Annotated in this window: 25 protein-coding genes; 12 read left to right on the plus strand and 13 right to left on the minus strand. The window is 64.3% G+C overall.

Features of this window, described 5'->3' with window-relative positions:
• Positions 1-3: 3 nt before the first annotated feature.
• Together BM269_RS08120 and epsC are read right to left on the minus strand one after the other, a co-directional pair.
• Complete coding sequence (locus tag BM269_RS08120) at positions 4-570, minus strand: YceI family protein (RefSeq protein ID WP_090436507.1); 567 nt, start codon at positions 568-570, stop codon at positions 4-6.
• 147 nt (positions 571-717) lie between these two features.
• Positions 718-1,635 (minus strand): serine O-acetyltransferase EpsC, encoded by a 918-nt coding sequence (epsC, locus tag BM269_RS08125; protein WP_090436508.1) that lies wholly within the window; start codon positions 1,633-1,635, stop codon positions 718-720.
• Positions 1,636-1,761: 126 nt separating this feature from the next.
• Here epsC and BM269_RS08130 point away from each other — a divergent pair, with 126 nt between their 5' ends.
• The gene (locus tag BM269_RS08130) at positions 1,762-2,964 is read left to right on the plus strand and encodes a multidrug effflux MFS transporter (RefSeq protein WP_090436509.1); all 1,203 of its coding nucleotides are present in this window, start codon (positions 1,762-1,764) and stop codon (positions 2,962-2,964) included.
• Here BM269_RS08130 and BM269_RS08135 read toward each other — a convergent pair.
• The 4 genes from BM269_RS08135 to BM269_RS08150 are packed head-to-tail and all read right to left on the minus strand — an operon-like array spanning position 2,934 to position 5,818.
• Entirely contained in the window at positions 2,934-3,191 is a 258-nt protein-coding gene (locus tag BM269_RS08135; protein ID WP_090436510.1) for a hypothetical protein, read from the minus strand. The genes BM269_RS08130 and BM269_RS08135 overlap by 31 nt on opposite strands.
• A 50-nt stretch (positions 3,192-3,241) precedes the next feature.
• Entirely contained in the window at positions 3,242-3,862 is a 621-nt protein-coding gene (locus tag BM269_RS08140; protein WP_090436511.1) for a helix-turn-helix transcriptional regulator, read from the minus strand.
• A complete protein-coding gene (locus tag BM269_RS08145) occupies positions 3,859-5,100 on the minus strand; it encodes an MFS transporter (RefSeq protein ID WP_090436512.1) in 1,242 nt (413 codons plus the stop codon). The genes BM269_RS08140 and BM269_RS08145 overlap by 4 nt, the downstream gene beginning before the upstream one ends.
• A 55-nt stretch (positions 5,101-5,155) precedes the next feature.
• Positions 5,156-5,818 carry a GntR family transcriptional regulator gene (locus tag BM269_RS08150; protein WP_090436513.1) on the minus strand — a complete coding sequence of 221 codons (663 nt, stop codon included), beginning with the start codon at positions 5,816-5,818 and terminating at the stop codon, positions 5,156-5,158.
• Between the two features lie 128 nt (positions 5,819-5,946).
• Between BM269_RS08150 and dctP the strand changes: the two genes are divergently transcribed.
• From dctP to BM269_RS08200, 10 genes are read left to right on the plus strand one after another with little or no spacing between them, the layout of a single operon-like run.
• Positions 5,947-6,963 carry a TRAP transporter substrate-binding protein DctP gene (dctP, locus tag BM269_RS08155; protein WP_090436514.1) on the plus strand — a complete coding sequence of 339 codons (1,017 nt, stop codon included), beginning with the start codon at positions 5,947-5,949 and terminating at the stop codon, positions 6,961-6,963.
• Entirely contained in the window at positions 6,960-7,514 is a 555-nt protein-coding gene (locus BM269_RS08160; protein ID WP_090436515.1) for a TRAP transporter small permease, read from the plus strand. Before dctP ends, BM269_RS08160 begins: the two co-directional genes overlap by 4 nt.
• Positions 7,511-8,860, plus strand: coding sequence for a TRAP transporter large permease (locus tag BM269_RS08165; RefSeq protein WP_090436516.1), 1,350 nt, complete (start codon positions 7,511-7,513; stop codon positions 8,858-8,860). Before BM269_RS08160 ends, BM269_RS08165 begins: the two co-directional genes overlap by 4 nt.
• Complete coding sequence (gene mdcA, locus BM269_RS08170; protein WP_090436517.1) at positions 8,861-10,528, plus strand: malonate decarboxylase subunit alpha; 1,668 nt, start codon at positions 8,861-8,863, stop codon at positions 10,526-10,528.
• A gap of 8 nt (positions 10,529-10,536) precedes the next feature.
• On the plus strand, positions 10,537-10,851 hold the full coding sequence (mdcC, locus tag BM269_RS08175; RefSeq protein ID WP_090436518.1) for a malonate decarboxylase acyl carrier protein: 315 nt from the start codon (positions 10,537-10,539) through the stop codon (positions 10,849-10,851).
• Positions 10,848-11,732, plus strand: coding sequence for a biotin-independent malonate decarboxylase subunit beta (locus BM269_RS08180; protein ID WP_090436519.1), 885 nt, complete (start codon positions 10,848-10,850; stop codon positions 11,730-11,732). Before mdcC ends, BM269_RS08180 begins: the two co-directional genes overlap by 4 nt.
• 2 nt (positions 11,733-11,734) lie before the next feature.
• Positions 11,735-12,451, plus strand: coding sequence for a biotin-independent malonate decarboxylase subunit gamma (gene mdcE, locus BM269_RS08185; RefSeq protein WP_090436520.1), 717 nt, complete (start codon positions 11,735-11,737; stop codon positions 12,449-12,451).
• Positions 12,435-13,097, plus strand: a complete 663-nt coding sequence (gene mdcG / locus BM269_RS08190; RefSeq protein ID WP_090436521.1) for a malonate decarboxylase holo-[acyl-carrier-protein] synthase — start codon at positions 12,435-12,437, stop codon at positions 13,095-13,097. The genes mdcE and mdcG overlap by 17 nt, the downstream gene beginning before the upstream one ends.
• Positions 13,094-14,020 (plus strand): triphosphoribosyl-dephospho-CoA synthase MdcB, encoded by a 927-nt coding sequence (gene mdcB / locus BM269_RS08195; protein ID WP_090436522.1) that lies wholly within the window; start codon positions 13,094-13,096, stop codon positions 14,018-14,020. The genes mdcG and mdcB overlap by 4 nt, the downstream gene beginning before the upstream one ends.
• Complete coding sequence (locus BM269_RS08200; protein WP_090436523.1) at positions 14,017-14,910, plus strand: acyltransferase domain-containing protein; 894 nt, start codon at positions 14,017-14,019, stop codon at positions 14,908-14,910. The genes mdcB and BM269_RS08200 overlap by 4 nt, the downstream gene beginning before the upstream one ends.
• On the opposite strand, the gene trxC is transcribed toward BM269_RS08200, so the two are convergent.
• Positions 14,907-15,341 carry a thioredoxin TrxC gene (gene trxC / locus BM269_RS08205; protein ID WP_090436524.1) on the minus strand — a complete coding sequence of 145 codons (435 nt, stop codon included), beginning with the start codon at positions 15,339-15,341 and terminating at the stop codon, positions 14,907-14,909. The genes BM269_RS08200 and trxC overlap by 4 nt on opposite strands.
• 61 nt (positions 15,342-15,402) lie before the next feature.
• Here trxC and BM269_RS08210 point away from each other — a divergent pair, with 61 nt between their 5' ends.
• Positions 15,403-16,284, plus strand: a complete 882-nt coding sequence (locus tag BM269_RS08210) for an alpha/beta fold hydrolase (RefSeq protein WP_090436525.1) — start codon at positions 15,403-15,405, stop codon at positions 16,282-16,284.
• Here the strand turns inward: BM269_RS08210 and BM269_RS29640 are convergent.
• The 6 genes from BM269_RS29640 to BM269_RS08235 are packed head-to-tail and all read right to left on the minus strand — an operon-like array spanning position 16,281 to position 23,866.
• Positions 16,281-17,087: an ABC transporter substrate-binding protein gene (locus BM269_RS29640; RefSeq protein ID WP_211482669.1), complete on the minus strand. Its 807-nt coding sequence runs from the start codon at positions 17,085-17,087 to the stop codon at positions 16,281-16,283. The genes BM269_RS08210 and BM269_RS29640 overlap by 4 nt on opposite strands.
• Positions 17,088-17,741, minus strand: a complete 654-nt coding sequence (locus BM269_RS29645) for an energy-coupling factor ABC transporter ATP-binding protein (protein WP_211482670.1) — start codon at positions 17,739-17,741, stop codon at positions 17,088-17,090.
• A complete protein-coding gene (locus BM269_RS08220) occupies positions 17,738-18,445 on the minus strand; it encodes an ABC transporter permease (protein ID WP_090436526.1) in 708 nt (235 codons plus the stop codon). The genes BM269_RS29645 and BM269_RS08220 overlap by 4 nt, the downstream gene beginning before the upstream one ends.
• The gene (locus tag BM269_RS08225) at positions 18,445-19,401 is read right to left on the minus strand and encodes a formate dehydrogenase accessory sulfurtransferase FdhD (protein WP_090436527.1); all 957 of its coding nucleotides are present in this window, start codon (positions 19,399-19,401) and stop codon (positions 18,445-18,447) included. The genes BM269_RS08220 and BM269_RS08225 overlap by 1 nt, the downstream gene beginning before the upstream one ends.
• Positions 19,398-22,181, minus strand: a complete 2,784-nt coding sequence (fdhF, locus tag BM269_RS08230; protein WP_090436528.1) for a formate dehydrogenase subunit alpha — start codon at positions 22,179-22,181, stop codon at positions 19,398-19,400. The genes BM269_RS08225 and fdhF overlap by 4 nt, the downstream gene beginning before the upstream one ends.
• Positions 22,178-23,866 carry an NAD(P)H-dependent oxidoreductase subunit E gene (locus BM269_RS08235; protein ID WP_090436529.1) on the minus strand — a complete coding sequence of 563 codons (1,689 nt, stop codon included), beginning with the start codon at positions 23,864-23,866 and terminating at the stop codon, positions 22,178-22,180. The genes fdhF and BM269_RS08235 overlap by 4 nt, the downstream gene beginning before the upstream one ends.
• Between the last annotated feature and the right edge of the window lie 52 nt (positions 23,867-23,918).

The following is a 23,918-nucleotide window of genomic DNA, read 5'->3' on the forward strand; positions in this document are numbered from 1 at the left end:
GCCTTATTCCTTGACGGATTCGACCGAGAAGCCGAGCGTCACGTCGTCGCTGACGTGCGGCGCATACTTGCCGGCGCCGAAGTCGGAACGCTTGATCTTGGCGACAGCATTGGCGCCGCACGCGTCCTTCTTCAACATTGGGTGCGGCATGCAGTGGAAGGAAGTCACTTCCAGGTTCACCGGTTTGGTCACGCCCTTGATGGTCAGGTTGCCTTCCACGCCGACCACCTTGTCGCCGTTGAACAGGAACTTGGTCGACTTGTAGGTGATGGCCGGGTATTTGGCCGAATCGAGGAAGTCAGGGCCTTGCAGGTGCCCATTGAACAGGTCGGAACCGGTATTCACCGATTTCGGGTCGATGGTCACCTCTACGGAACCGGTCTTGGCGGCGCGGTCGATCTGGATCTTGCCGGTGGTGCTATTGAACTTGTTGACCTGGGTCGAATAGCCGAAGTGGCTGTATTCGAAGCGGGAGAAGGAGTGGCTTGGATCGATGGCATAGGTTTCAGGTGCGGCCGATGCGGCAAGCGAGAAACCGGCGGCGAGGGCAAAGGCGATCAGTTTTTTCATTGTCTGGACTCCAGTGGGGAATGGTGGTCCATTATGCGACGACTGCCGATCAGTGTAAAACGCATAATATGCGCGCTACCGATCGACTTTTTCGATAGTAGTCACCAAGCGGGAACGAAACGATCACTCTTTTGCGGTTTCCCGCCTTTAGTCGCTGCGCATCTGGGCTTGCGAGACATTGCTGTTTGGCGGCACGCTCTGCGTCAGCCAGACATTGCCGCCCACGGTGGAACCGGCGCCGATGGTGATCCGCCCCAACACCGTTGCGCCAGCATAGATCACGACGTCGTCCTCCACGATGGGATGGCGCGGCGTCCCCTTGATCAATTGCCCGGACTCGTCGGCTGGGAAGCGCTTGGCGCCCAGTGTCACGTGTTGGTACAGTCGCACGCGTTCGCCGATGATGGTGGTTTCGCCGATGACTACCCCCGTTCCATGGTCGATGAAGAAACTGGCGCCGATCTGCGCCGCCGGGTGAATGTCGATGCCTGTCCTCGAGTGGGCAATGTCGCTGACAATGCGTGCAATGAAGGGGGCGCCCAGCTCGTGCAGCTTATGCGCCAGGCGATAATGCAGGATGGCTACCATGCCTGGATAGCACAACAGGATTTCCGCAATCGATGTCGCGGCCGGGTCGCCGGCGTAGGCCGCCTGCACGTCCGATACCACCAGCGCGCGGATCTGCGGCAGCGAGGCGGCAAACGCGCGCGTGATATCCAGCGCCACACGCGTCTGGTCTTCTTCAGTCTCTGCCACTTCGGCACCGAACTGGAGGCCGCGCCGCACTTGCTCGTGCAAACGGTCCAGGGTGGTGTTCAGGGTGTCGCCGACGAAGTAGTCGATGCTCTCATCGGTCAGGTTCGGACGCCCATAATGCGTGGGGAACAAGGCAGCCGACAAGCCCTCGAGGATTTGCACCAGTTCCGCGCGCGAAGGCAGCTCGCGCACGCGGCGCTGGTGACGGATATTGTGGGTCGCTTCGCGCGACACGCGCAGTTGGTGAACCACCTCGTCGAGGTCCCAACGCGTTGCGCCGCTGGAGGCGCCGTAAGAATCGATAGCCATAAGACACAAGAATATCGAGATTACATCAAAAAGCGAAAGAAACTGTTTGCACAAGCTTATGCTTTCCAGTCATAAGCAGATAGTTCGGGATTCCCTTAAAATAACGCGCTCACTCTCGGGCACCACATGAAGAACATCCTGCTTACCCTGCTGCTTGCCGGCCTGACCATGGTCGGCCCGTTGGCAATCGACACCTACTTACCCTCTTTCCCGGCGATCGCCGAGACTTTCAACGCCAGCCCGATGGCGATCCAGCAGACCCTGAGCCTGTTCCTGTTTACCTTCGCCTTCATGATGCTGTTCTACGGCACCTTGTCGGACAGCTTTGGCCGCCGCCCGGTCATCCTGTGGTCGCTGGTGCTGTACGTCCTGGCTTCGTTGGGCGGCGCCCTGGCCGGCTCCTTCGGATTCCTGCTGGGCGCCCGCATCCTGCAAGGCCTGGCCTCCGGCGCAGGGTCGGTGATCGGCCGCGCCATCGTGCAAGACCGCTTTGACGGCATGGAAGCGCAGAAAATGCTCGGCAACATCATGATGGTGTTCGGCCTGGCGCCTGCCATTGCGCCCGTACTGGGCGGCTGGCTGCAGGTTTCCTTCGGCTGGCGCTCGATTTTCTGGTTCCTGACCGCCTTTGGCGTCCTGATGTGGATTGCCGTCTGGCGCTGGCTGCCTGAAAGCCTGCCGCAGGAAAAGCGCCACCCCTTGCACCTGGGCGCCATCGCTCGCAATTACTGGATGGTGCTGAAGCACCGCCAGTTCCTGTTGCTGTCGGTATCGCTCGGCGCGGCCTTCGGTGGGTTTGCCCTGTATATCGGGTCGGCGGCCTACTTCATCATGCACATCCTGAAGTTGCCGGAAACCGCCTTCGCCTGGCTGTTCATCCCCCTCATCAGCGGCCACGTGCTGGGCGCCACCGTGAGCGGCAAGCTGGCACACCGCATGGCGCCTTCCAAGCTGATCCAACTGAGCTACGGCCTGATGGCCATTGCCGCGGCCCTCAACGTGGGCTACAACTGGTTCTTCGCAGCGACCATTCCATGGGCCGTGCTGCCCTTGTTCCTGTTCTCGTTCTCGCTGGCCCTGGCAATGCCGCCGCTGACGCTGGCCGGCATGAACCTGTTCCCTCAGAATAGCGGGCTGGCCGCGTCGATGCAGTCGTTCCTGCAGATGATGCTGTTTGCGCTGGTGTCCGGGCTGGTGGCGCCGCTGCTGTTCGACAGTGCGCTGCACCTGGCTTTCGGCCTGGTGGCCTGCCTGGCGGTCAGCTACGCAACCTACCGCGGCGCCACCCATGGCCGACCTCACGGCCAGGGAGCTGGCGTCACTTCCTGATATTGCGGGCCGCCCTGTTCCGGCTCCGGGGCTGGCTGGGGCTTTTCGTGGCCCAGCCGGAGATTGGCAGGCAAGCCGAGGCCCAGGATTTCCTTCCTGCCCTCGACAAAATCGGAAGAGCTGAGCGGATGTTCCGCGTCCGGCCAGTTGGCGATGGCCCAGTTCTGGACTTCGACAAACCGCTTCCACACTTCGGTGACAAATTTTCGCCTGGTTTCATCGTCCATTGCTGCCTCCGTTGGGTTTCCCCTACTCTACACCAGCGGCGGGAATGCTGTCACACAGGCTTGATCCGGTAGGCACAACGGCGTGCGCCGGCCAGGATGTGTTCCTCGCGCTGCACGGTGCAGTCAGGCCCAAGCACGCGCTGGAAAACGTCGAGTTCCGAGCGGCAGAAATTCTGGCATTCCCGGGCTGCCGCGCAAATCGGGCAATGGTTTTCGACCAGGAGCAAGCTACCGTCGCCTTGCGGCTCGACTTCGGCCATATAGCCCTCCACATCGCGCGCCAGGGCCAGGGCTTGCACGCGCCCTGCCAGCGCGGCGCCGTCACCAATTGTTTCTCGATAAAACGCTTCGCTGGCCTGCTCGCGTGCAGTGATCAGCTTCTCCAGCCCGTCCTCACCGAACAGGGCGCGCACCTGCGTGATCAGCTGCAGCGTCAGGTCGGCATGGCGGTCGGGGAAGCGCGCGTGGCCGGCGTCGGTCAGCAGCCAGCGGCGCGATGGGCGGCCGACTTTTTCCGCCACATCTTCGAAGCTGACGAAGCCCCGCTCTTGCGCCGCTTCCAGGTGCCGGCGCGCGCCCATCGAAGTCAAGTCAAGCAACTCGGCCAGTTGCTGCGCTGTGCGCGGGCCGCGTGTCTTGAGCAGGAACAGGATCTGGTCGGCGGTGTTCATACGCTGGCCCCTTCCGGACCTGCCACCGTGCGCTGGGCGGGCGCCGCCGCCAGTTCCGCGCGCCAGCCGCGCAGGCGCCAGCCGGCCCACGCTGCGAGCACGGCGCCGAGCAGCAGGATCAGGCGTGTATCGACCAGTGCCAGCACCGAACCGATGGCCGCCATCGCGATGTTCGCGAAGCAGAACGTCATCGACAGCAGCCCCATGACGGAGCCTTGCCCGTGCACCGCAAAGCGGTCCGCCGCCCACGACTGCACCGTCGCGTTATAGAAGGCATTCGGCAGCCCGAACAGGCAGATTGCCACCATGCCGATCCATAGGTTGCCAAGCGCAACACCCGCAACTGACGCAGCCAGGCCGAAGGCCAGCCAGCTGGCACGATGCAGCGGTTCGATCCTGCTCGGCCGGCCCGCGATAATGGCCGCCAGCGTCATGATCGCGCACATCGCCATATTGATGGTCGCAATGCCGCGCGCGTCGTAGCCACCCTGCTCCACCAGCCATAGCGGGTAGTATTCGTAGAAACCGGTAATCCCGCAGGTCAGCGCCAACTGCACGATGAACAGCGTACGCAATTCAGGGAAGCGCAGCAGGTTCATGGCGTGGTGCGAGCGCGCCACCTGCCACCACGAGGCGCCATCGGTCGGAGCCTTGGCTGCACGCGGCACCGTCAGCGCCACCAGCGCCGCTGCCAGTATCAGTGCGGCCACGGCCACCCAGAACGGCACCGTAATACCGAACGCCAGCGTGAAGCCTGCCAGCACGGGGCCCACCAGCCAGCCAAGGTGCAGCGAGCCATTCACCAGCGACAACGCACGCAAGCGCTGCGGGCCTTCCAGCTTCTCCGCCACCAGGGCACGCGCCACGGCGCCATTCCCTTCCAGCAGGCCGGTGCCGAAGCGGGCCAGGATAAACAGGGGATATGACTGCATCACCAGCGCCACTGCCGTCAGCGCGTGGCCGACGGCGGCACCGAGTGCGGTCGCCAGCAGGATCGGGCGCCGTCCGTAACGGTCCGACAAAGGACCGAGCAAGGCGGAGCCAATGACCAGGCCGATCGGGTTCACGGTCAGCGCGATGCCGAACAGCAGCTTGGGCGGCAGCCCGAGGAAGTTGTTCAGCGAGTTGTGGGCTTCCGCCGCAAACAGCGGCGGCAGGATCGGGTATGGCAGCGAAGCGCCCGTAGTGGACAGCAGGCCAAGCAGGCAGGTAGCCGCAATGAGGAGGACATTGTTCATGCCCTCCAATATACGCAGGCCTCGACAATAAGTAAACTAAAAACGTTACTTATTATCAGGCGGCGGATTTGGTCAGCTGCGGCAGCGAGGCCATCAGGTCCGAGAAGCGCTGCCCCTGGATCATCACATGGCTGCGCAGCAGCTCGGCCGCCTGGTCGCCGTCGCCGGCGAGAATGGCCTGCACCACGCCTTCATGTTCGGCATAGGAATGGCCGATGCGGTTGCGCACGCGCAGCTGCAAACGGCGGTAAGGCCGCAGCCTGCGATACAGGCCGCGCGTCTGCTCGAACAGGAAGCTGTTGTGGGCACCCGCATAAATCGCCTCGTGGAATGCCTCGTTGCGGTAATAGTATTCGTCCGGCTCCTGTGCTTCGACCGCAGCCTTGCACGCTTCATGCGCGGCCAGCAGCACCTGCTGCTCTTCCGGCGTCATGCGGCGCGCCGCCAGGCGGCCGCAAGTGGCCTCCAACTCGGACATGACTTCAAACATTTCGACCAACTGCTGCGGCCCGAGTTCGGCCACGATTGCGCCGCGGCGTGGCCGGATCACGACCAGCCCCATCGATTCCAGTTGAATCAAGGTCTCGCGGATCGGCGTGCGCGACACGCCAAACCGCGTTGCCAGCTCGGTCTCGTCCAGATGTTGCCCGGGCTGCAGCTCACCCATCGCAATCATTTCCTCGATGGTTTCCCGCAGGGTGGAAGAATGTTTCGTCATAGAACTACAAGTTCGGCATGTATATAGGACTCCATTATAAGACGCATATTTCACTTGACAATGTATTTCGCGAAGATATTCTTGTATACATAAAAAACAAAGCTGCATACTTAACCTTGGAGGATGATATGTCGCAGATGACCCGCAGGTCCCTTGTTGCCGCACTCGCCACCAGCCCGCTGTGGCTGCAAACCGCCTGGGCCCAGACCGGCGCCCTGAAGATTTCGCACCAGTTCCCCGGCGGCACCCTGGCCGAAGGCGACTTCCGCGACCGCCTGACCCGCATGTTCGCCGCCGAAGTCGAAAAGCGCACCAAGGGCACCTTGAAGTTCTCCATCTACCCTGGTTCTTCGCTGATGAAGACCAATGCCCAGTTCTCGGCCATGCGCAAGGGCGCGCTGGACTTGTCGCTGGTGCCGCTGTCCTATGCCGGCGGCGAAGTCCCGGAAGTGAATATCGGCCTGATGCCCGGGCTGGTCACCTCGTATGAACAGGGCTACGGATGGAAGAACAAGGAAATCGGCAAGGCGCTGACGCAGCTGCTGTGGGAAAAAGGCGTGGTGCTGGTGAGCTGGATCTGGCAAGCGGGCGGCGTCGCTTCGCGCGTCAAGCCGGTGGTCGATCCGGAAGATGCCAAGGGCATGAAGATCCGCGGCGGTTCGCGCGAGATGGACCTGATCCTGAAAGCCGCCGGCGCCGCCGTGGTATCGCTGCCATCCAACGAAATCTACGCCGCCATGCAGACCGGCGCCATGGACGCGGCGCTGACCTCCTCCACCTCATTGATTTCCTTCCGCCTGGAGGAAGTATCGAAAGCGCTGACCACCGGGCGCGGCACCGCTTACTGGTTCATGTTCGAGCCCTTGATGATGTCGCGCGCCGCCTATGAGCGCCTGCCGAAAGAACAGCAGGCTGCCATCATGGCCGTTGGCGCCGAACTGGAAGCTTTCGCCAAGAGCGCGGCCCAGGCCGACGACACGCAAGTTGCCGCCGTCTACCAGAAGGCCGGGGCCAGGGTGGTCGACCTGAACGCAGCCTCGGTCAGGAAATGGCAAGCCATCGCCCGCACCACGGCCTGGAAGGATTACGGCGAGCGTAACGACAACTGCGCCAGGCTGCTGGCCCTGGCGGAGAAGACGCTGTGAGCCACGGCTTCGAACTCAATCCGTCCAAGGAGGCGGCGCTGCCCCAGGCGCCCGGCTTGTCAACGGTAGGCGCTCTGCTGGCGAAGGTGAACCGGGGCTTGCTGGCCCTGTCCATGATGGCGATGGTCGCCACGGCCCTGATCCTCACTTACTCCGTTGTGTCGCGCTATTTCTTCCACGCGCCGACGGACTGGCAGGACGAAGCGTCGATCTTCATGCTGGTCGGCGTGACGTTCTTCTGCTGCGCCTACGTGCAAAGCTTGCGCGGCCATATCGGCATCGAGGCGCTGGCCGCGATCCTGCCGCCTAAAGCCAACGCGGTGCGCCTGTTCATCGTCGACCTGCTGTCCTTCCTGTTCTGTGCCTTCTTCTCCTGGAAATCGTGGACGCTGTGGCACGAAGCCTGGGTGGATGGCCAGACCACCACCTCCACCTTTGCACCGCCGCTGTGGATTCCCTATTCCATGATGGCGGCCGGCATGACCTTGCTGACCCTGCAGATCCTGCTGCAAGTGCTGGCTCGAATCACTGATAAAGGAGCCGCAAAATGAGCGAGCTGACTTTGGGCGCCTTGTACGGCATCGTGACGCTGGTGGTGATGTTCTCGGGCATGCCGATCGCGTATGCGCTGGGCATTGTGGCGACCAGCTTCATGTACTTCTTCATGCCTGCCAGTTCGCTCGACACGGTGACCCAGAACGTATACGAGGAGATGGCTTCCATCACCCTGCTTTCGATTCCACTGTTCATCCTGAAGGGCGCTGCGATCGGCAAGTCGCCGGCAGGCAAAGACCTGTATTCCGCCATCCACACCTGGCTGCACAAGGTGCCGGGCGGCCTGGGCATCGCCAACGTGTTTGCCTGCGCGCTGTTTGCCGCCATGGCCGGCTCTTCGCCCGCCACCTGCTCGGCGATCGGTTCCGCCGGCATTCCCGAAATGCGCAAGCGCGGCTACTCGCCTGGTTTCGCAGCGGGCATCATCGCAGCCGGCGGTACGCTCGGCATCCTGCTGCCGCCGTCGATCACCATGATCCTGTACGCGGTAGCGGCGGAACAGTCGCTGGGCCGCCTGTTCCTGGCCGGCATTGGCCCGGGCATGCTGCTGGTCCTGCTGTTTGCCGGCTATGCGGTGTATCGTGCCCGCACCGAATACCAATTGGCGCTGGTGGCTTACCAGAATGGCGGAGTGAAATCGGCCTACCTGGAAGACGAGCATTTCACCCTGCGCGAAAAGGTGGAGATGCTGCCGCGCGTGCTGCCCTTCATTGTGCTGTTGATCGGCGTGATGGTGGCGCTGTACGGCGGCTTCGCCACGCCCTCCGAGACGGCCGGCCTGGGCGCCCTGCTCGCCCTGCTGCTGATCGCGGTGGTGTACGGCGCCTGGCGTCCCAAGGACATGTCGCCGATCCTGTCCTCCACCATCAAGGAGTCGACCATGCTGCTGCTGATCATCGGCATGTCGCTGCTGTATTCCTATGTGATGAGCTACCTGCATATCAGCCAGGCGGCTGCAAACTGGGTGGTTGGCATGCACTTGTCGAAATGGGTGCTGCTGGCAACCATCCTGGTGCTGGTCGTAGTACTGGGGTTCTTCCTGCCGCCGGTCTCGATCATCCTGATGACCGCCCCGATCATCCTGCCGCCGCTGCGTGAAGCCGGCTTCGACCTGGTATGGTTCGGCATCGTGATGACGGTGGTGATGGAGATGGGCCTGATCCACCCGCCGGTGGGCCTGAACATCTTCGTCATCAAGAACATCGCGCCCGACATTCCACTGCGCGATGTGATCTGGGGCGTGATGCCATTCCTGCTGCTGATGGTGGTTGCCGTGATCCTGCTGTGCATCTTCCCCGGCATTGCCACCGGCCTGCCCGACATGATCATGGGAGCCAGGTAAATGCATGCCCCAATCCGTGTGTGGGACAACCTTCAACGCAACCGCGACGAGCGCCTGGCGCGCGCGCACAGCGTGCTCGGTGGCGAACTGGCAGGCAAGGCGCTGCCCGCCGGCCGCATCGCCGACCTGCTGCACGCGGTGCTGGAGAACGGCGACCGCGTCTGCATCGAAGGGAACAACCAGAAACAGGCCGACTTCCTGGCGCAGGCCTTGGCGGGGCTTGATCCGCAGCGTGTGCACGGCCTGCACATGCTGCAATCGGTGCTGGCCTTGCCGGAACACCTGGACGTGTTCGAGCGCGGCGTCGCTTCGAAGCTGGACTTTTCCTTCTCCGGTCCGCAAGCCGCCCGCGTGGCCAAGCTGGCGGCGGCGGGCAAGCTGAATATCGGCGCCATCCACACCTACCTCGAGCTGTTCAGCCGCTATTTCATCGACCTGCCGCCGCGCATCGCGCTGGTTGCGGCGGAAGCGGCCGACCGCAACGGCAACCTGTACACCGGCCCCAATACCGAAGACACCCCGCCCATCGTCGAAGCCACGGCCTTCAAGAACGGCATCGTGATCGTGCAGGTCAACCGCATCGTGGACGAATTGCCGCGCGTCGATATACCCGGGGACTGGGTCGATTTCGTCGTGCAGTCGCCAACGCCTTACTACATCGAGCCGCTGTTCACGCGCGACCCGGCGCAGATCTCCGAAATCCAGGTACTGATGGCGATGATGGCGATCAAAGGCATCTACGCCGAATACCAGGTGCAGCGCCTGAACCACGGCATTGGCTTCGACACCGCCGCCATCGAGCTGCTGTTGCCGACATACGGCGCTTCGCTCGGCTTGCGCGGCAAGGTCGCCACCAACTGGGCGCTCAATCCGCACCCTGCCCTGATTCCCGCCATCGAAGCGGGGTTCGTGGAGTCTATCCATTCCTTCGGCTCCGAACTGGGCATGGAGGACTATATCCGCGCCAGGCCCGACATTTTCGCGGTTGGCGCGGACGGTTCGATGCGCAGCAACCGCGCCTTGTGCCAGGCCGCGGGACACTACGCCTGCGACATGTTCATCGGCTCCACCTTGCAGATCGACCTGGCCGGCAACTCGTCCACTGCCACGCTGGGGCGCATTTCAGGCTTCGGCGGCGCACCGAACATGGGCGCCGACGCCCGTGGCCGGCGCCATGCCAGCCCCGCGTGGCTGAAGGCCGGCGAACAGGCACGGTCGGGCAGCGGGTCGATGCCGCGCGGCCGGAAACTGGTGGTGCAGATGGTGGAAACCTTCCGCGAGCACATGCAGCCGGCCTTTGTCGAACGGCTGGATGCCTGGGAACTGAGAGAACAGGCTAAGATGGCGATCCCGCCCGTGATGATCTATGGCGACGATGTGACGCATATCCTGACCGAAGAAGGCATCGCCAACCTGCTGTTGTGCCGCAGCGCCGAAGAGCGCGAACAGGCCATCCGCGGCGTGGCGGGCTACACGCCGGTCGGCCTGCAACGCGACAAGCGCATGGTGGAACACCTGCGCGCTCGTGGCATCATCACGCGGGCGGAAGACCTGGGCATCGACAAACGCCAAGCCACGCGCGACTTGCTGGCGGCTAAGAACATGAAAGACCTGGTGCGGGCGTCCGGCGGCTTGTATGACCCGCCTAAGCGCTTCCGCAACTGGTAGGAGAAAGAATGGAAAACCTCAATTACCGATTCGAACAGGGCCGACGCTCGCTGCCGGCCGAGCCGCGCGTCGTCGGCGTGGTCAGTTCAGGCAATCTTGAAGTGCTGATCGAAAGCACGCCGCTGGACGGCGCCTGCGAGATAAGCATCCAGACCGCCGCCGTGGGCTTCGGCCCCATCTGGCAGGCCGTGATGAGCGACTTCCACGAGCGCTGGCAACTGGCCGACACGCGCATCGCCATCAACGATATGGGAGCGACGCCGGCGGTCGTCAGCCTGCGCCTCGACCAGGCGGTCGAATCCATGCTGGGAGAAGGGCAATGAGCAGCTACATGGAGGCCAATGCACGCGAACGCCTGGCGCTGTTCGACAGTTTTGAAGAGTTTATCGGCCCGGCGCAGCGCGTGGTCAGCCCGCACCTGGCGCAACTGAATGCGCCGGTATCGTTCGACGACGGCGTGGTGGTCGGCCGCGCCACACTGGGTGGACTGACCGTTTTCGCAGCCGCGCAGGAAGGCGGCTTCATGGGCGGCGCGGTGGGAGAAGTGCACGGCGCCAAACTGGTCGGCCTGTTGCGCCGCGCGCTGATCGACCGCCCCGCCGGCGTTGTGCTGTTGATTGAAAGCGGCGGCGTACGCCTGCATGAGGCCAATGCGGGACTGATCGCGCTGTCGGAGGTCATGCGTGCCGTGCTGGACGTGCGTGCCGCGGGCATCCCGATCGTCGCACTGATCGGTGGTTCCAACGGGGCCTTCGGCGGCATGGGCATCGTGGCGCGCTGCGCCAACGCGCTGGTCATTTCAGAAGAAGGCCGGCTGGCGATGTCCGGTCCGGAAGTGATCGAAACCGCCAACGGGGTCGAAGAATTCGATTCGCGCGACCGCGCGCTGGTATGGCGCACCGCCGGCGGCAAGCACCGTTACCTGTTGGGAGACGTTCAGCGTATCGTGGAGGACAGCATTCCCGCCTTCCGCCAGGCCGCGCTGGATGCCATCGCGGAAGTCCGAGGCGGCACGGTCGAATTGACGCTGGCTGGCCTGGAAGCGGAGCAGGACATGCTTGCGCAACGCATCGAACGCTTCGGCAGCCTGCGCGATCCATCTGAAATCTGGGCTGCGCTCGGCATCGCCTCGCCCTACAGCGTTCCGATGCTGGATATCGAGTCGTTTACCGCCGCCGCGGCGCCTCATCGAATGGGAGCATGACCATGGAATGGAAAATATTAGCCGATGCCCTGTTCCCCGGCGGCCATGACATCGTCGAACATGAACAATTCCTGAACGGCACCGCGCGCGTCGACGGGCAAACCGTCAATGTAATCGGCACCACCGGCCATGCGCCGATCGGCGTCGAAATCGCGCTGGCCCAGGCCAAGGCCGTACTGGCGACGGTACGCAGCCACCCAGGCCGCCCGATAGTGCTCCTGGTCGACACGCAAGGACAGCGCCTGCGTCATCGCGACGAAATGTTGGGTATCAACAGCTATATGGCTCACCTGGGAAAATGCATCGACCTGGCGCGCCTCCAGGGTCATCGCATTATCGGGCTGGTATATGACCAAGCCTTGTCCGGCGGCTTCGTCACCAGCGGCATGATGGCCGACGCCTGCTACGCCTTGCCCGAAGCCACCATCCGCGTCATGGGTTTGCCGGCAATGGCACGCATCACCAAGGTGCCTGAAGAAAAACTGGTGGAACTGGCGCGCAGCAATCCCGTGTTCGCGCCGGGGCCGGAGAACTATTTGCGCATGGGCGGCCTGCAGGCGATCTGGGAAGGCGACCTCGCCGCGCACCTGGCAGACGCCATCGCCAATGCACCGCGCGAGGACCAGCGCAGCGCCCTGGGCTTGCTGCGCGGCGGCCGCAAGGCAACGCAGCCGGTCATTGAAGCCATCGTCGGCGGCAGCAATGTACCCGCGGCATGACCTGGTATGGCTGACGCGCGAGGGCTGGCAGGATCTGCTGGCCAGCGCATCGCAGGCCACACCAGCCCACGCAGCGATCTCCCGCTGGGCCGATGCCGACTGGCCCCTGGTAGTCCGCCGCAACGACGCGGATGCGCGCGCCGACGACATTTGTCTCGGCCTGGCAGCGCCGCCGCATCCCGTCAGCGGAGCGAAACTGCGCCTGCCATTGCGTGTACCGGCGCGGCACATCGCCCGCCATAGCGCTCCTTCGCCACTGGACGCCGCCGTCCACGCCCTGCCTGCACGCTGGCAAGCCTCGTTTGCTCGCCTGGTCCAGGCCAGCGCAGGATTTGATCTGCGTGTATTCGGCTCACTCGCCTTGCAATCCCTGACAGGCCAAGCCTACCTGCGCGATGCCTCCGACATCGACCTCCTGTTCCGTCCCGGCGACAACGCCGAACTGGATCAAGGCATGCTGCTGCTGGCCGGATATCTCGACGAACTGCCGCTGGACGGAGAGATCATCTTCCCCGGCGGCCAGGCGGTGGCGTGGAAGGAATGGATTTCCGCACGCGCCCACACCGAGCGCGTATTGGTAAAATCCCAAGCCAGCGTAAAACTCGGCACCCGGGCCGAACTGCGCGCCGAACTGGAGCCGGCATGAGCGCCCCCGCCAGCCAAGCGGCGCAGCAAGCACGCGCATTGGCTGGCGCAGCGCGGCTGGCCTCCGGCCGCAGGCCGTGCCGCCATGCCGCGCACGCCCTATCCCGCGAAGTCGCCTTGCGCGCTGTGCGCAGCCTGTACCACGAGCTGGCGCTCTATCCGAAGCCCGGCCTGGTGTCGTTCATCGACAACGGCAGCCATGCCGACATGAACGCCGCCACCTTCATGCGCAGCCTGTTCTCGCTACGTCACTACTACGCCCGCATTTGCCGCGCTGGTTACGATGGCGCGCCCTTCGCCGAATTGAAAAGGCTCGGCATCGCTGCTGAACAGCGCATGATGGCCGCCACAAACGGCATCAACACCCACCGCGGCGCCATCTTCGCCCTCGGATTGCTATGCGCCGCCATGGGCCGCGTGCGCGCCCTGCGCATGACCTTGACACCCGCCGCCCTGCGCACCACCCTCCTGCTGCACTGGGGCGACGCGCTGTCCAACCACACGCACGCCACCGGCAGTTCGCACGGACTGCAAGCAGCAGCCCGGCATGCAGCCAGCGGCGCCCGCGAAGAGGGCGCGCTCGGCCTGCCTTCGGTATTCGACGTCGGCCTGCCCGCCTTGCAATCCACGCTGGCGCGCGGCGCCCCCATGCTGCACGCCCGTGTCGACGCCATCTTCGCCCTGATGGCCCACGTCAGCGACACCAACATCTACCACCGTGGAGGGACTGAAGGCGCCGACACCGTGTTGCGCAGCGCCCGCCATTTCCTGCACCAAGGCGGCACCGCCAATCCGCGATGGAAAGAGCATGCCCTGGATTGTCATCGGCGCTTCGTCACCCGGCGCCTGTCGCCCGGCGGCGCCGCCGACCTGTTGGCCGCCACCTGCCTGGTGCACAGCTTGACTGCCATGCCCCCGCCATGAAAAGCCGCCTGTTGATCCTGTGCCCCGGCCAAGGCGGACAGAATGCCACCATGTACGATCTGGCCCGCAGCGACCCGCACGGAGCCGCCCTGCTCGCGCAACTGGCGCCTTTGCTTCCCGGCCTGCCAGATCCAGGCGCAATATTCGCCAACCGCGCCGCCCAACCGGCCATCGTCGCCAGCAGTCTCGCCACATGGGAGGCGCTGCGCCGCGATTGCCCGCAACCCGCGCTGGTGGCAGGCTACAGCATTGGTGAGCTGACGGCCTACGGCGTGGCGGGCGCATTCACCGCCGAGCGCACCGTCGCCCTCGCGGCACAGCGTGCCGCGCTGATGGACGCCTGCGTCGCCTCCGACAGCCCGCACGCCATGCTGGCGATCAGCGGCCGGCGCACGGCGGCGTTGCGCCCCCAACTGGCGTCCCATGGCTTCCATATCGCGATAGAAGCCGGCGAGGATAGCTGCGTGGCCGGCGGCCTCGCTGCCGATGCCGCAGCCATCTCTGTCCCAGGCGCACGCATCGTGGCGCTGCCGGTTGCCATCGCCTCGCACACCCCCTACCTGCAAGGCGCGGTCGAACCATTCGCCAGCCTGCTCGCGCAAGAAGATTTCGGCACGTTACGGGCGCCCGTCCTGGGCGGCATCGACGCCACGCCGATTCGCGATAAGGAAACGGCTCTCAGCCATCTCTCCCGCCAGATTGCCGAAGCGATTCTGTGGTCTGATTGCATGGACGCCTGCGCCGAGCGTGGCATCACAGCCGCCCTGGAACTGGGACCGGGAAGTGCATTGTCGAAGATGTTGTCGGCGCGCCACCCTGGAATAGAATGCCGCTCGGTGGCCGACTTCCGCTCAATTGACGGAATCCGGAACTGGCTGGCGCAGGTCTAGCGCAGGTGCTGCTGCACCCAGGCGATGATGCTCTTGCTGTCCATCGCACCGGCCTGGCGCGCCAGTTCGCGGCCGCCCTTGAATACCGCCAAGGTCGGAATGCTGCGGATGGCGAAACGGGCGCCCAGTTGCTGTTCCGCCTCGGTATTGACCTTCACCACACGGAAATACGGCTCCAGGTGCTGGGTCGCCTGCTCATAGAACGGTGCCATCGTGCGGCAAGGCCCGCACCACGGCGCCCAGAAGTCCACCAGTACTGGAATATCGTTGCGCTCGATATGCTTGAGGAAGCGCCCGGTGGACAAGTCCACAGGGTGGCCGGTAAACAAGGGGCGCTGGCACTTGCCGCAGTTGGCCTCCTGCTCCAGGCGCACCGAGGGAACACGGTTGACCGCGTCGCAGTGTGGGCAGACGATATGCAAGTTTTCCATAGGTCCCAGTATAGCGCAGGCTTATAATCCCGAGGGCACGCTTCGCCAGCCAGGAGGGAACATGGAATACGTGAACACCGACCGCTTGCGCATTGCCTTCCGCCAGCATGGCGACATGCAGGGGGAGCCGATCTTCCTGCTTCACGGCTGGCCGGATGATATGCACACCTGGGACGGCGTGCTGCCCTTCCTTGCAGGATCCGGCTACCGCGTGATCGTGCCGAGCCTGCGCGGCTTCGGCGAAACCCGCTTCCTCGATCCTGCCACACCGCGCAGCGGCCAGTTGAGCGCCCTTGCGCAAGACCTGCTGGATTTCGCCACGGCGCTGGGCATCGAACGATTCAATGTGGCCGGCCACGACTGGGGAGCCCGCGCCGCCTACAACGCAGCTTTGCTGGCACCGGAACGCGTGATGCGCTGCATGGCCCTGTCGGTCGGCTGGGGTACCAATGATCCGAACCAGGCCCTGAGCCTGCACCAGGCGCGCAATTACTGGTACCACTGGTATCTGTCCACCGATCGTGGCGCCGAAGCACTGCGCAAGGAACGCCGCGAGTTCGCCCTCCTGCTTTGGCGCACCTGGTCGCCTTCATGGCATTTCGGCGAGGGCGTCTTCCACGACACCATGCATGCCTGGGACAACCCGGACTGGGTTGACGTGACGGTCCACTCTTACCGCCACCGCTGGGGACTGGCTTCACCCGATCCACGCTACGCCCTGCAGGAAAGCCGGCTGCGGCACGAATCCATGATCAGCGTGCCGACACTCACCTTGCATGGCACGGAAGATGGCGCGAACAGCCCGCAAACCTCGGAGCACAAGGGACACCTGTTCAGCGGGCCATATCACCGCGCACTGCTGGCAGGCGTCGGCCACTTCCCCCAACGCGAGAATCCGGGCGCCGTGGCCGACGCCCTGCTGGCCTGGCTGCAGCGCGCTTAATCAGGCTTGGCGCTCGGGAAGAACAATTGCTGCCCGCCGGGCCGGAACTGGGCGATCTTCGCTTGTCCTTCCGGCGACGTAATCCAGTCGATCAACTGGCGCGCTCCTTTGTAGTTCACACCCGGATGCCTGGCCGGATTGGTGGCGATGATTCCGTACGGGTTGAACATCCGCTGGTCCCCTTCCACCATCAACGCCAGGCCGGTTTTGGCCTGGTACACGCCATATGTGGCACGGTCGGTCAGCGTATATCCGCCCATTTCAGCCGCCATGTTCAGCACCTCGCCCATGCCCAGGCCCGCGGAAACGTACTGCGCGCCGGCCGGCTGCGCGCCAGCCTGCTTCCAGTAAGCTTTTTCCATGATGTCCGTGCCCGAATTATCGCCGCGCGAAATGAACTTTGCCGGACCTCCCGCCAGCTTGCGGAAGGCAGCCAGGACATCCCTGCCACCCTTGATGCCCGATGGATCGCCTGGCGGGCCGACCACGATGAAGTCGTTGTACATCACGTCGCGCCGGTCGATACCCCAGCCATCGGCGACAAACTTGTCTTCCGCCGAGCGCGCATGTACCAGGGTCACATCCACGTCGCCATTTTTCGACAGCTCGAGCGCCTTGCCGGTGCCGACCGAAATCACGTGTACCTTGCTGTTGGTCCCGGCCTCGAAGGCCGGCAGCAGATGGGCCAGCAAACCGGAATTTTCCGTGCTGGTCGTGGTGGACAGCCGGATAATTTGCTGTGCATAAGCGTTGCCGGACAGCGCACATGCCGCGGCGAGAATAAGCAGGAGCCTGCGTTGCATTCATTTCTCCTCAAGTTGGCCGTCGCGCAGCTTCAAGCGCCGTACGTCCGGCAGGTTAATCAAGTCACGGTCGTGGCAGGCCATGACGACTGTACTGCCCGACTGGGTCAACGATGGAATCAAAGCCAATACTTGTTCGCGCGCCTCGCCATCCAGGCTGGCGGTCGGTTCGTCGAGCAGCAACAGGCGCGGATGCAGTACCTTGGCGCGGGCCAGCGCCACACGCTGCTTTTCGCCGCCGGACAATGTGGCAGGGTGGCTGCCTCGCAAATGCTGCACACCGGCCCAGTACATCGCCTCCTCGACCAGGCTGGACGCCTCGGTGCGCGCCATGCCGCGCGCCTTCAGGCCGTAGCCGATGTTCCCGGCCACGCTGGTCGAGAACATCACCGGATGCTGGTGCACGTAGACGATGTCGCGCCGCAGGGCGGCCGGGTAAGGCGCCAGCCTCACAGGCTTGCCGCCGAAGTGCACGCCCTCCGCATCGGCTGGCGCCAGGCCAGCCAGGACGCGCAGCAAGGTGCTTTTCCCCGCACCGTTCATGCCGGTCAGGACGTAGGCGCGCCCTGCATCGAGCTTGAAATCCTGCAGCTCGAACAGCAGGTTCTCACCATAGCGCTTGGTCAGCCGCGCGATCGAAAGCATGGACGTCATCCCCGGCCCCTGGCAGCGTGGGCATCGCCTTGCAGCACCATCATCGCACCGTTCATCGCCAGCGCAATGGTGACCAGCACGACACCCAATGCGATGCCCTGCGCGAACTCACCTTTGCTGGTTTCCAGCGCAATGGCGGTCGTGATGGTGCGCGTTTCGCCGGCGATATTCCCGCCTACCATCATCGCGCAGCCGACCTCCGAAATCACACGCCCGAAGCCGCTGATGATCGCCGCCATCACGCCAAAGCGCACTTCATACAGGAGGGTCGACATGACGCGCCAGGGAGAGGCCCCATGCGCGATGGCGGTTTCCGCAAGGCGTGGATCGGCCGCCTGCACCGCCGACAACGTAAAGGCCAGCAGCACCGGCAGCGCGATCACCACCTGTCCCGCCACGATGCCCGGCTGCGAGAACAGCCATTGCAGCCCGCCCATCGGCCCATGGCGCGACAGCGTCATGTACAGCAGAAGCCCAATCAGCACCGTCGGCAACGACAAGGCCGCCTGCACCAGCCAGATCACCACCCGCCGCCCGCGAAACTGCGTCATCGCAATCGCATAGCCGCCCGCGACCGCGAACGGTGTCGCAATCAACAAGCCAAGCACGCTGGTACTGACCGAGATCCACACAATCCGCCACAGCACAGGATCGCCGTTGACCAGCAGCCCGAACGCCCCGCGCACCGCATCCACCAGCCCCATCACGCCTCCCGGTCGAGCTCGTGTCCCACCTTGGGGTCACACCCGAAATGAGACACGGCCTCGACTGTGAGCGCGGCAGAGGCCGTGTCCCGATTCGGGTGTGACCCCATGGTGGGACACGGCCTCTGCGGTAGTTCGGCCAACTCGGGTTCGGGGATCAGGCGCTCGGGGGAGGTCAACAGCAGGAAGTGGCGGCCGGTGCAGCGGGCCAGCAGGGTCATGCCGAGGCGGGTGGCGACGCTGTGGCCCATTTGCGTGGTGCCGGAGCGCGACAACAGGAAGGGAATCGACATCTGTGCGCCTTTGATCACCATTTCGGATGTCAGGCGGCCGGTTGTGTAAAACACCTTGTCGCCGCCGTCCACGCCGTCCAGCCACATCTTCCCGGCGATCGAGTCGACCGCATTGTGGCGGCCGACGTCTTCGACAAAATACAGCAGCTCGCCGGCTTGCGTGAACAAGGCGCAGCCGTGCACCGAGCCGGCTTGCTTGTAGATCGACTGCTGCGTGCGGATGGTTTCGACAATCCGGTATACGCCCGATTGCTTCAGCCGCTCTTCCGGCGGCAGTACGATGCCGTCCACGTCGTCCATCAAGTCGCCGAATACGGAACCCTGGCCGCAGCCGGTCGTCACTACCTTGCGTGCGGTGCGCTCTTCGATATCGGCCACGCCGCCGCGCGTTTTGACCGCCGCCGCGCCAACCGACCAGTCGACATGGATCGATGCCACATCTTCCAGCGCACGCACCAGGCGCTGGTTGCGCAGGTAGCCGAGCACCAGCGCTTCGGGAGCGCCGCCCAGCGTCATCAGGGTCACCAGTTCGCGCTTGTCCACGTACACCGTCAGCGGGCGTTCGGCGGGAATGTGAATCAGCGAGCGACGGCCCTTTTCGTCGATCGCTTCCACTTCCTGCGTCAGCGGCACGCTGGCCTGGGTCATCTGCGGTAGTCTCATGCGCCTGTTGTCTCCATCGCCTTGCCGCCGCCAAAACTGGATTGGGCGCCGACCGTGCCGCCCAGCGTGACTTTGATTGCACAGTACTTGAATTCGGGGATCTTGCCAAACGGGTCGAGCGCGGGGTTGGTCAGCTTGTTGATCGCCGCTTCGTAGTAGCAGAACGGCACGAACACTGCCCCGCGCGGCGAACTGTCGTCGGCCCGTGCATACAGCGCAACCTGTCCCCTTCGCGAAGCAATCGTCACCACGTCGCCAGGCTTGCCACCGAGGGCAGCCAGGTCCAGCGGGTGCACCAGCGCGACCGGGTCCGGTTCGATCGCATCCAACACCGCCGTACGGCGCGTCATGCTGCCGGTGTGCCAGTGTTCGAGCTGGCGGCCGGTGATCAGCACCATCGGGTAGGCGGCGTCGGGTCTTTCGTCGGCCGGGATGATATCAGCTGGCACAAAACGCGCCCTGCCGGAATCGCGCGGGAAATCCTCGGTAAATACGACCGGCGTGCCGGGGTCGCCTTCTTCCTGGCAGGGATAGGTTACCGCGTGTTCGCGTTCCAGTCGTTCCCACGTGATGCCAGCGATGCTGGGCATCACCTGCCGCATCTCCGCAAATACGTCAGCCGCGCTGCCGTACTGCCAGTCCAGTCCAAGCCGCTGCGCAAGGTGCTGGATGATCCACAGGTCCTGCCGCGCTTGGCCCGGCGGGTCCAACGCCTGGCGCCCGATCTGCACCAGCCGGTCGGTGTTGGTGAAGCTGCCGGTCTTTTCCGGGAAGGCGCTGGCGGGCAGGATCACGTCGGCCAGATAGGCGGTTTCGGTCAGGAAGATATCCTGCACCACCAGGTGTTCCAGCGAGGCCAGCGCCGCCCGCGCATGGTTGGCATCGGGGTCGGACATGGCGGGGTTCTCGCCCATGATGTACATGCCCTTGACCCGCCCTGCTTCGGCGGCATCCATCACCTCCACCACCGTCAGGCCGGGCTGGTCGTCCAGCGTGCCGGGCGCCACGCCCCAGGCACTTTCGAAACGGGCCTTGGCGGCCGGATCGGCCACACGCTGGTAGTCCGGGTACATCATCGGGATCAGGCCGGCGTCCGAGGCGCCCTGTACATTGTTCTGCCCTCGCAGCGGATGCAGGCCGGTGCCTGGCCGGCCGATCTGCCCCGTCATCAGGGACAGCGCGATCAGGCAGCGGGCATTGTCGGTGCCGTGCACATGCTGCGAAATTCCCATGCCCCATAGGATCATCGAGGCACGCGATTTGGCATACAAGCGCGCCACCTCGCGAATCGTATCGGCCTCGATGCCGCAGATCGGTGCCATGGCTTCCGGGCTGTATCCGGCTACATTCACTGCCAGCTCGTCGTAGCCGATGGTGCGGCCGGCGATGAAGTCCTGGTCCACCAGTCCTTCCGTCACGATTACGTTCATCATCGCGTTCAGCAGCGCCACGTCGGTATCGGGTTTGAATTGCAGGAAGTGGCTGGCGATGCGCGACAAGTCGGAGCGGCGCGGGTCGCATACCACCAGCTTGGTGCCTTGCCGCACGGCGTTCTTGATCCACGTCGCCGCCACCGGGTGATTGACGGCCGGATTGGCGCCGATCAGGATGACCACCTCAGCCTTCATCACATCCTTGACCGGATTGGAGACGGCAGCCGAGCCTATGCCTTCCAGCAGCGCAGCAACCGAAGAGGCGTGGCACAAACGCGTGCAGTGGTCGACATTGTTGCTGCCGAAGCCGATGCGCACCAGCTTCTGGAACAGGTAGGCTTCTTCGTTGCTGCCCTTGGCCGAACCGAAGCCTGCCAAGGCGCGCGCGCCGTGCGTATCGCGGATGGCGGCCAGCTTGCCGCCGGCCAGCGCCAGCGCTTCCTCCCAGCTGGCTTCACGAAACACCTCGTCAACGCGCTCGGGATCCATGCTGAAGCCGCCGGATTTCGGCGGCGCATCGGCGCGGCGTACCAGGGGAATGGTCAAGCGGTGCGGGTGATGGGCGTAGTCGGAACCGTAGCGGCCCTTCACGCACAACCGGCCCTGGTTGGCCGGGCCGTTGCGGCCCTCCACATACAGGATCTTGTTGTCCTTGACGTTGTAGGTGAGCTGGCAGCCCACGCCGCAATAGGGGCACACCGAGTCGATACGCTTGTCCGGCACCGCCAGCGCGGCATCGCGCGCCGGCATCAGGGCCCCGGTCGGGCAGGCTTGCACGCATTCGCCGCAGGCCACGCAGGTGGATGCGCCCATCGGATCGTCCATGTCGAATACGATTTTCTCGTGGTCGCCGCGCCAGGCCAGGCCGATCACGTCGTTCATCTGCTGGTCGCGGCAGGCGCGCAGGCAGCGCGTGCATTGGATGCAGGCGTCAAGGTTGACCGCGATGGCCGCATGCGTCAGGTCGCACGCGGGCTGCCGCCGGGCCGGGAAGCGCGGCTTGCCGACTGCGAGCGCCGCGGCCCAGTGATCGATCTCGCTAAGGCGCGTATGCGCTTGCGCGGGCATATCGGCCAGCAGCAGTTCCAGCACCATCCTTTGCGCGGCGAGTGCACGCGGGTTGTCGGTGCTGACCTTCATCCCTTGCGCCGGATGGCGGCAGCACGATGGGGCCAGCACGCGTTCGCCATCGATCTCCACCATGCATGCGCGGCAGTTGCCGGCTGGCGCCATGCCGTCCTGGTAGCAAAGGTGCGGGATCTCGATCCCTTCGCGGCGAGCGGCCTGCAGCAGCGTTTCGCCTTCCGCCGCATGCACTGCACGTCCATTGAGTTCAAAAGCGATCATCGCGCGACCTCATGCGGGAAGTATTTCAGCACGCAGTCGACCGCATTGGGCGCTGCCTGGCCAAGTCCGCAGATCGAGGCGTCGCGCATGACTTGCGATAGCTCACCGAGCAGGCCTGCGTCCCACACCGGCTGCCCGATCAGTTCGACCGCCTTTGCCGTTCCAACGCGGCATGGCGTGCACTGGCCGCAGGACTCGTGGCGGAAGAAGCGCATCAGGTTGCCGGCTGCCGCGCGTGCAGTGTCATGCTGCGACAGTACGATGATGGCTGCGGAACCGATGAAGCATCCATATGGCTGCAGCGTATCGAAGTCGAGCGGGATGTTGTTCATGCCGGCGGGGAGGATGCCCCCTGACGCTCCACCAGGCAGGTAGGCATAGAGTTGGTGGCCGTCCTGCATGCCGCCGCAGTATTCGTCAATCAGCTCTTGCACGGTGATGCCGGCCGGCGCCAGCTTGACGCCCGCTTGTTTTACACGGCCGGATACGGAAAACGAACGCAAGCCTTGGCGGCCGTTGCGGCCATGGCTGGCGAACCATGCAGCCCCTTTCGCCAGGATCTCCGGCACCCAATACAAGGTTTCGAAGTTGTGTTCCAGCGTGGGGCGGCCGAACAGGCCGGCCTGGGCCACGTAAGGCGGCCGCAGCCGGGGCATGCCGCGCTTGCCTTCAATCGATTCGATCATCGCCGATTCTTCGCCGCAGATATAGGCGCCGGCGCCGCGCCGCAGGTGAATGCGCGGCGTTTGCGCGCCCAGGCGGGCCAGCTCCTGCAGCAGCAGCTTGCGGCAGTCGTGATATTCGTCGCGCAGGTAGATGTAGATCTCGTCGATGCCGACTGCCCAGGCGGCGATCAGCATGCCTTCGATGAATTGCTTGGGATTGCGTTCGAGATAGACGCGGTCTTTGAAGGTGCCAGGTTCCCCTTCGTCGATATTGACAGCCATTAGGCGCGGCCCCGGTGCGCCGCGCACAATGCGCCATTTGCGGCCCGCTGGAAAGCCAGCCCCACCCAACCCGCGCAAGCCCGAATCCTCCAGCGCCGCAAGCACCGCATCGACGGAGCGCGCACCGGACAGGCATTCTTCCAGAATCGTAAACCCGCCGTCCGCCACCGGGGCCAGGGCATCTTCGTCGACTGGCTGCGCCGCTATGGCGCCCGCCGCAGCCGCAACGGCCGCCGCCACATTCTCGCCACTGGCCAGCCCTACCGCACGCTGCCCGACCAGCGCAGCCGGCGCCTGTTCGCAGCGCCCGATGCAAGGCGTCGGCACCACCCTTACCTCGCGCCCCAGCATCGCCGGCAAGCGCGCCAGCAGCTCGCCAGCGCCAGCCATTTCGCACGGCAGGCCATCGCACACGCGCACCGTCAGCGCGGGAGGCGCATGCTCGCCCTCGCGAACAATATCGAAATGATGGTAGAAGGAGGCCACTTCAAAGACCTCGACCTGAGCCAGCCGCAGTTCGGAGGCCAAGGCCGCGAGGTGCGCCGCCGACAGGCAGCCATATGCATCCTGGATCACATGCAGAAACTCGATCAGCGAATCCCGCCTGCGCGGCAGCTCGCCCAGCAAAGCCTGCACCTGCTGCAACGCAGCAGCGTCGACTTGCCGGCCCTTGGGTTGCTGGCGTTTCCGCTCCCGGCTGGCGCCCTGCACTGCAATAGGAATCATGCCCTGATTCACCTCGCAAAATGGCGTTGCTTACCTCAGGGTATCATGCGTAGCCCTGTGGCGG

Source organism: Duganella sp. CF458 (assembly GCF_900113115.1).
GTDB lineage: Bacteria > Pseudomonadota > Gammaproteobacteria > Burkholderiales > Burkholderiaceae_D > Rugamonas.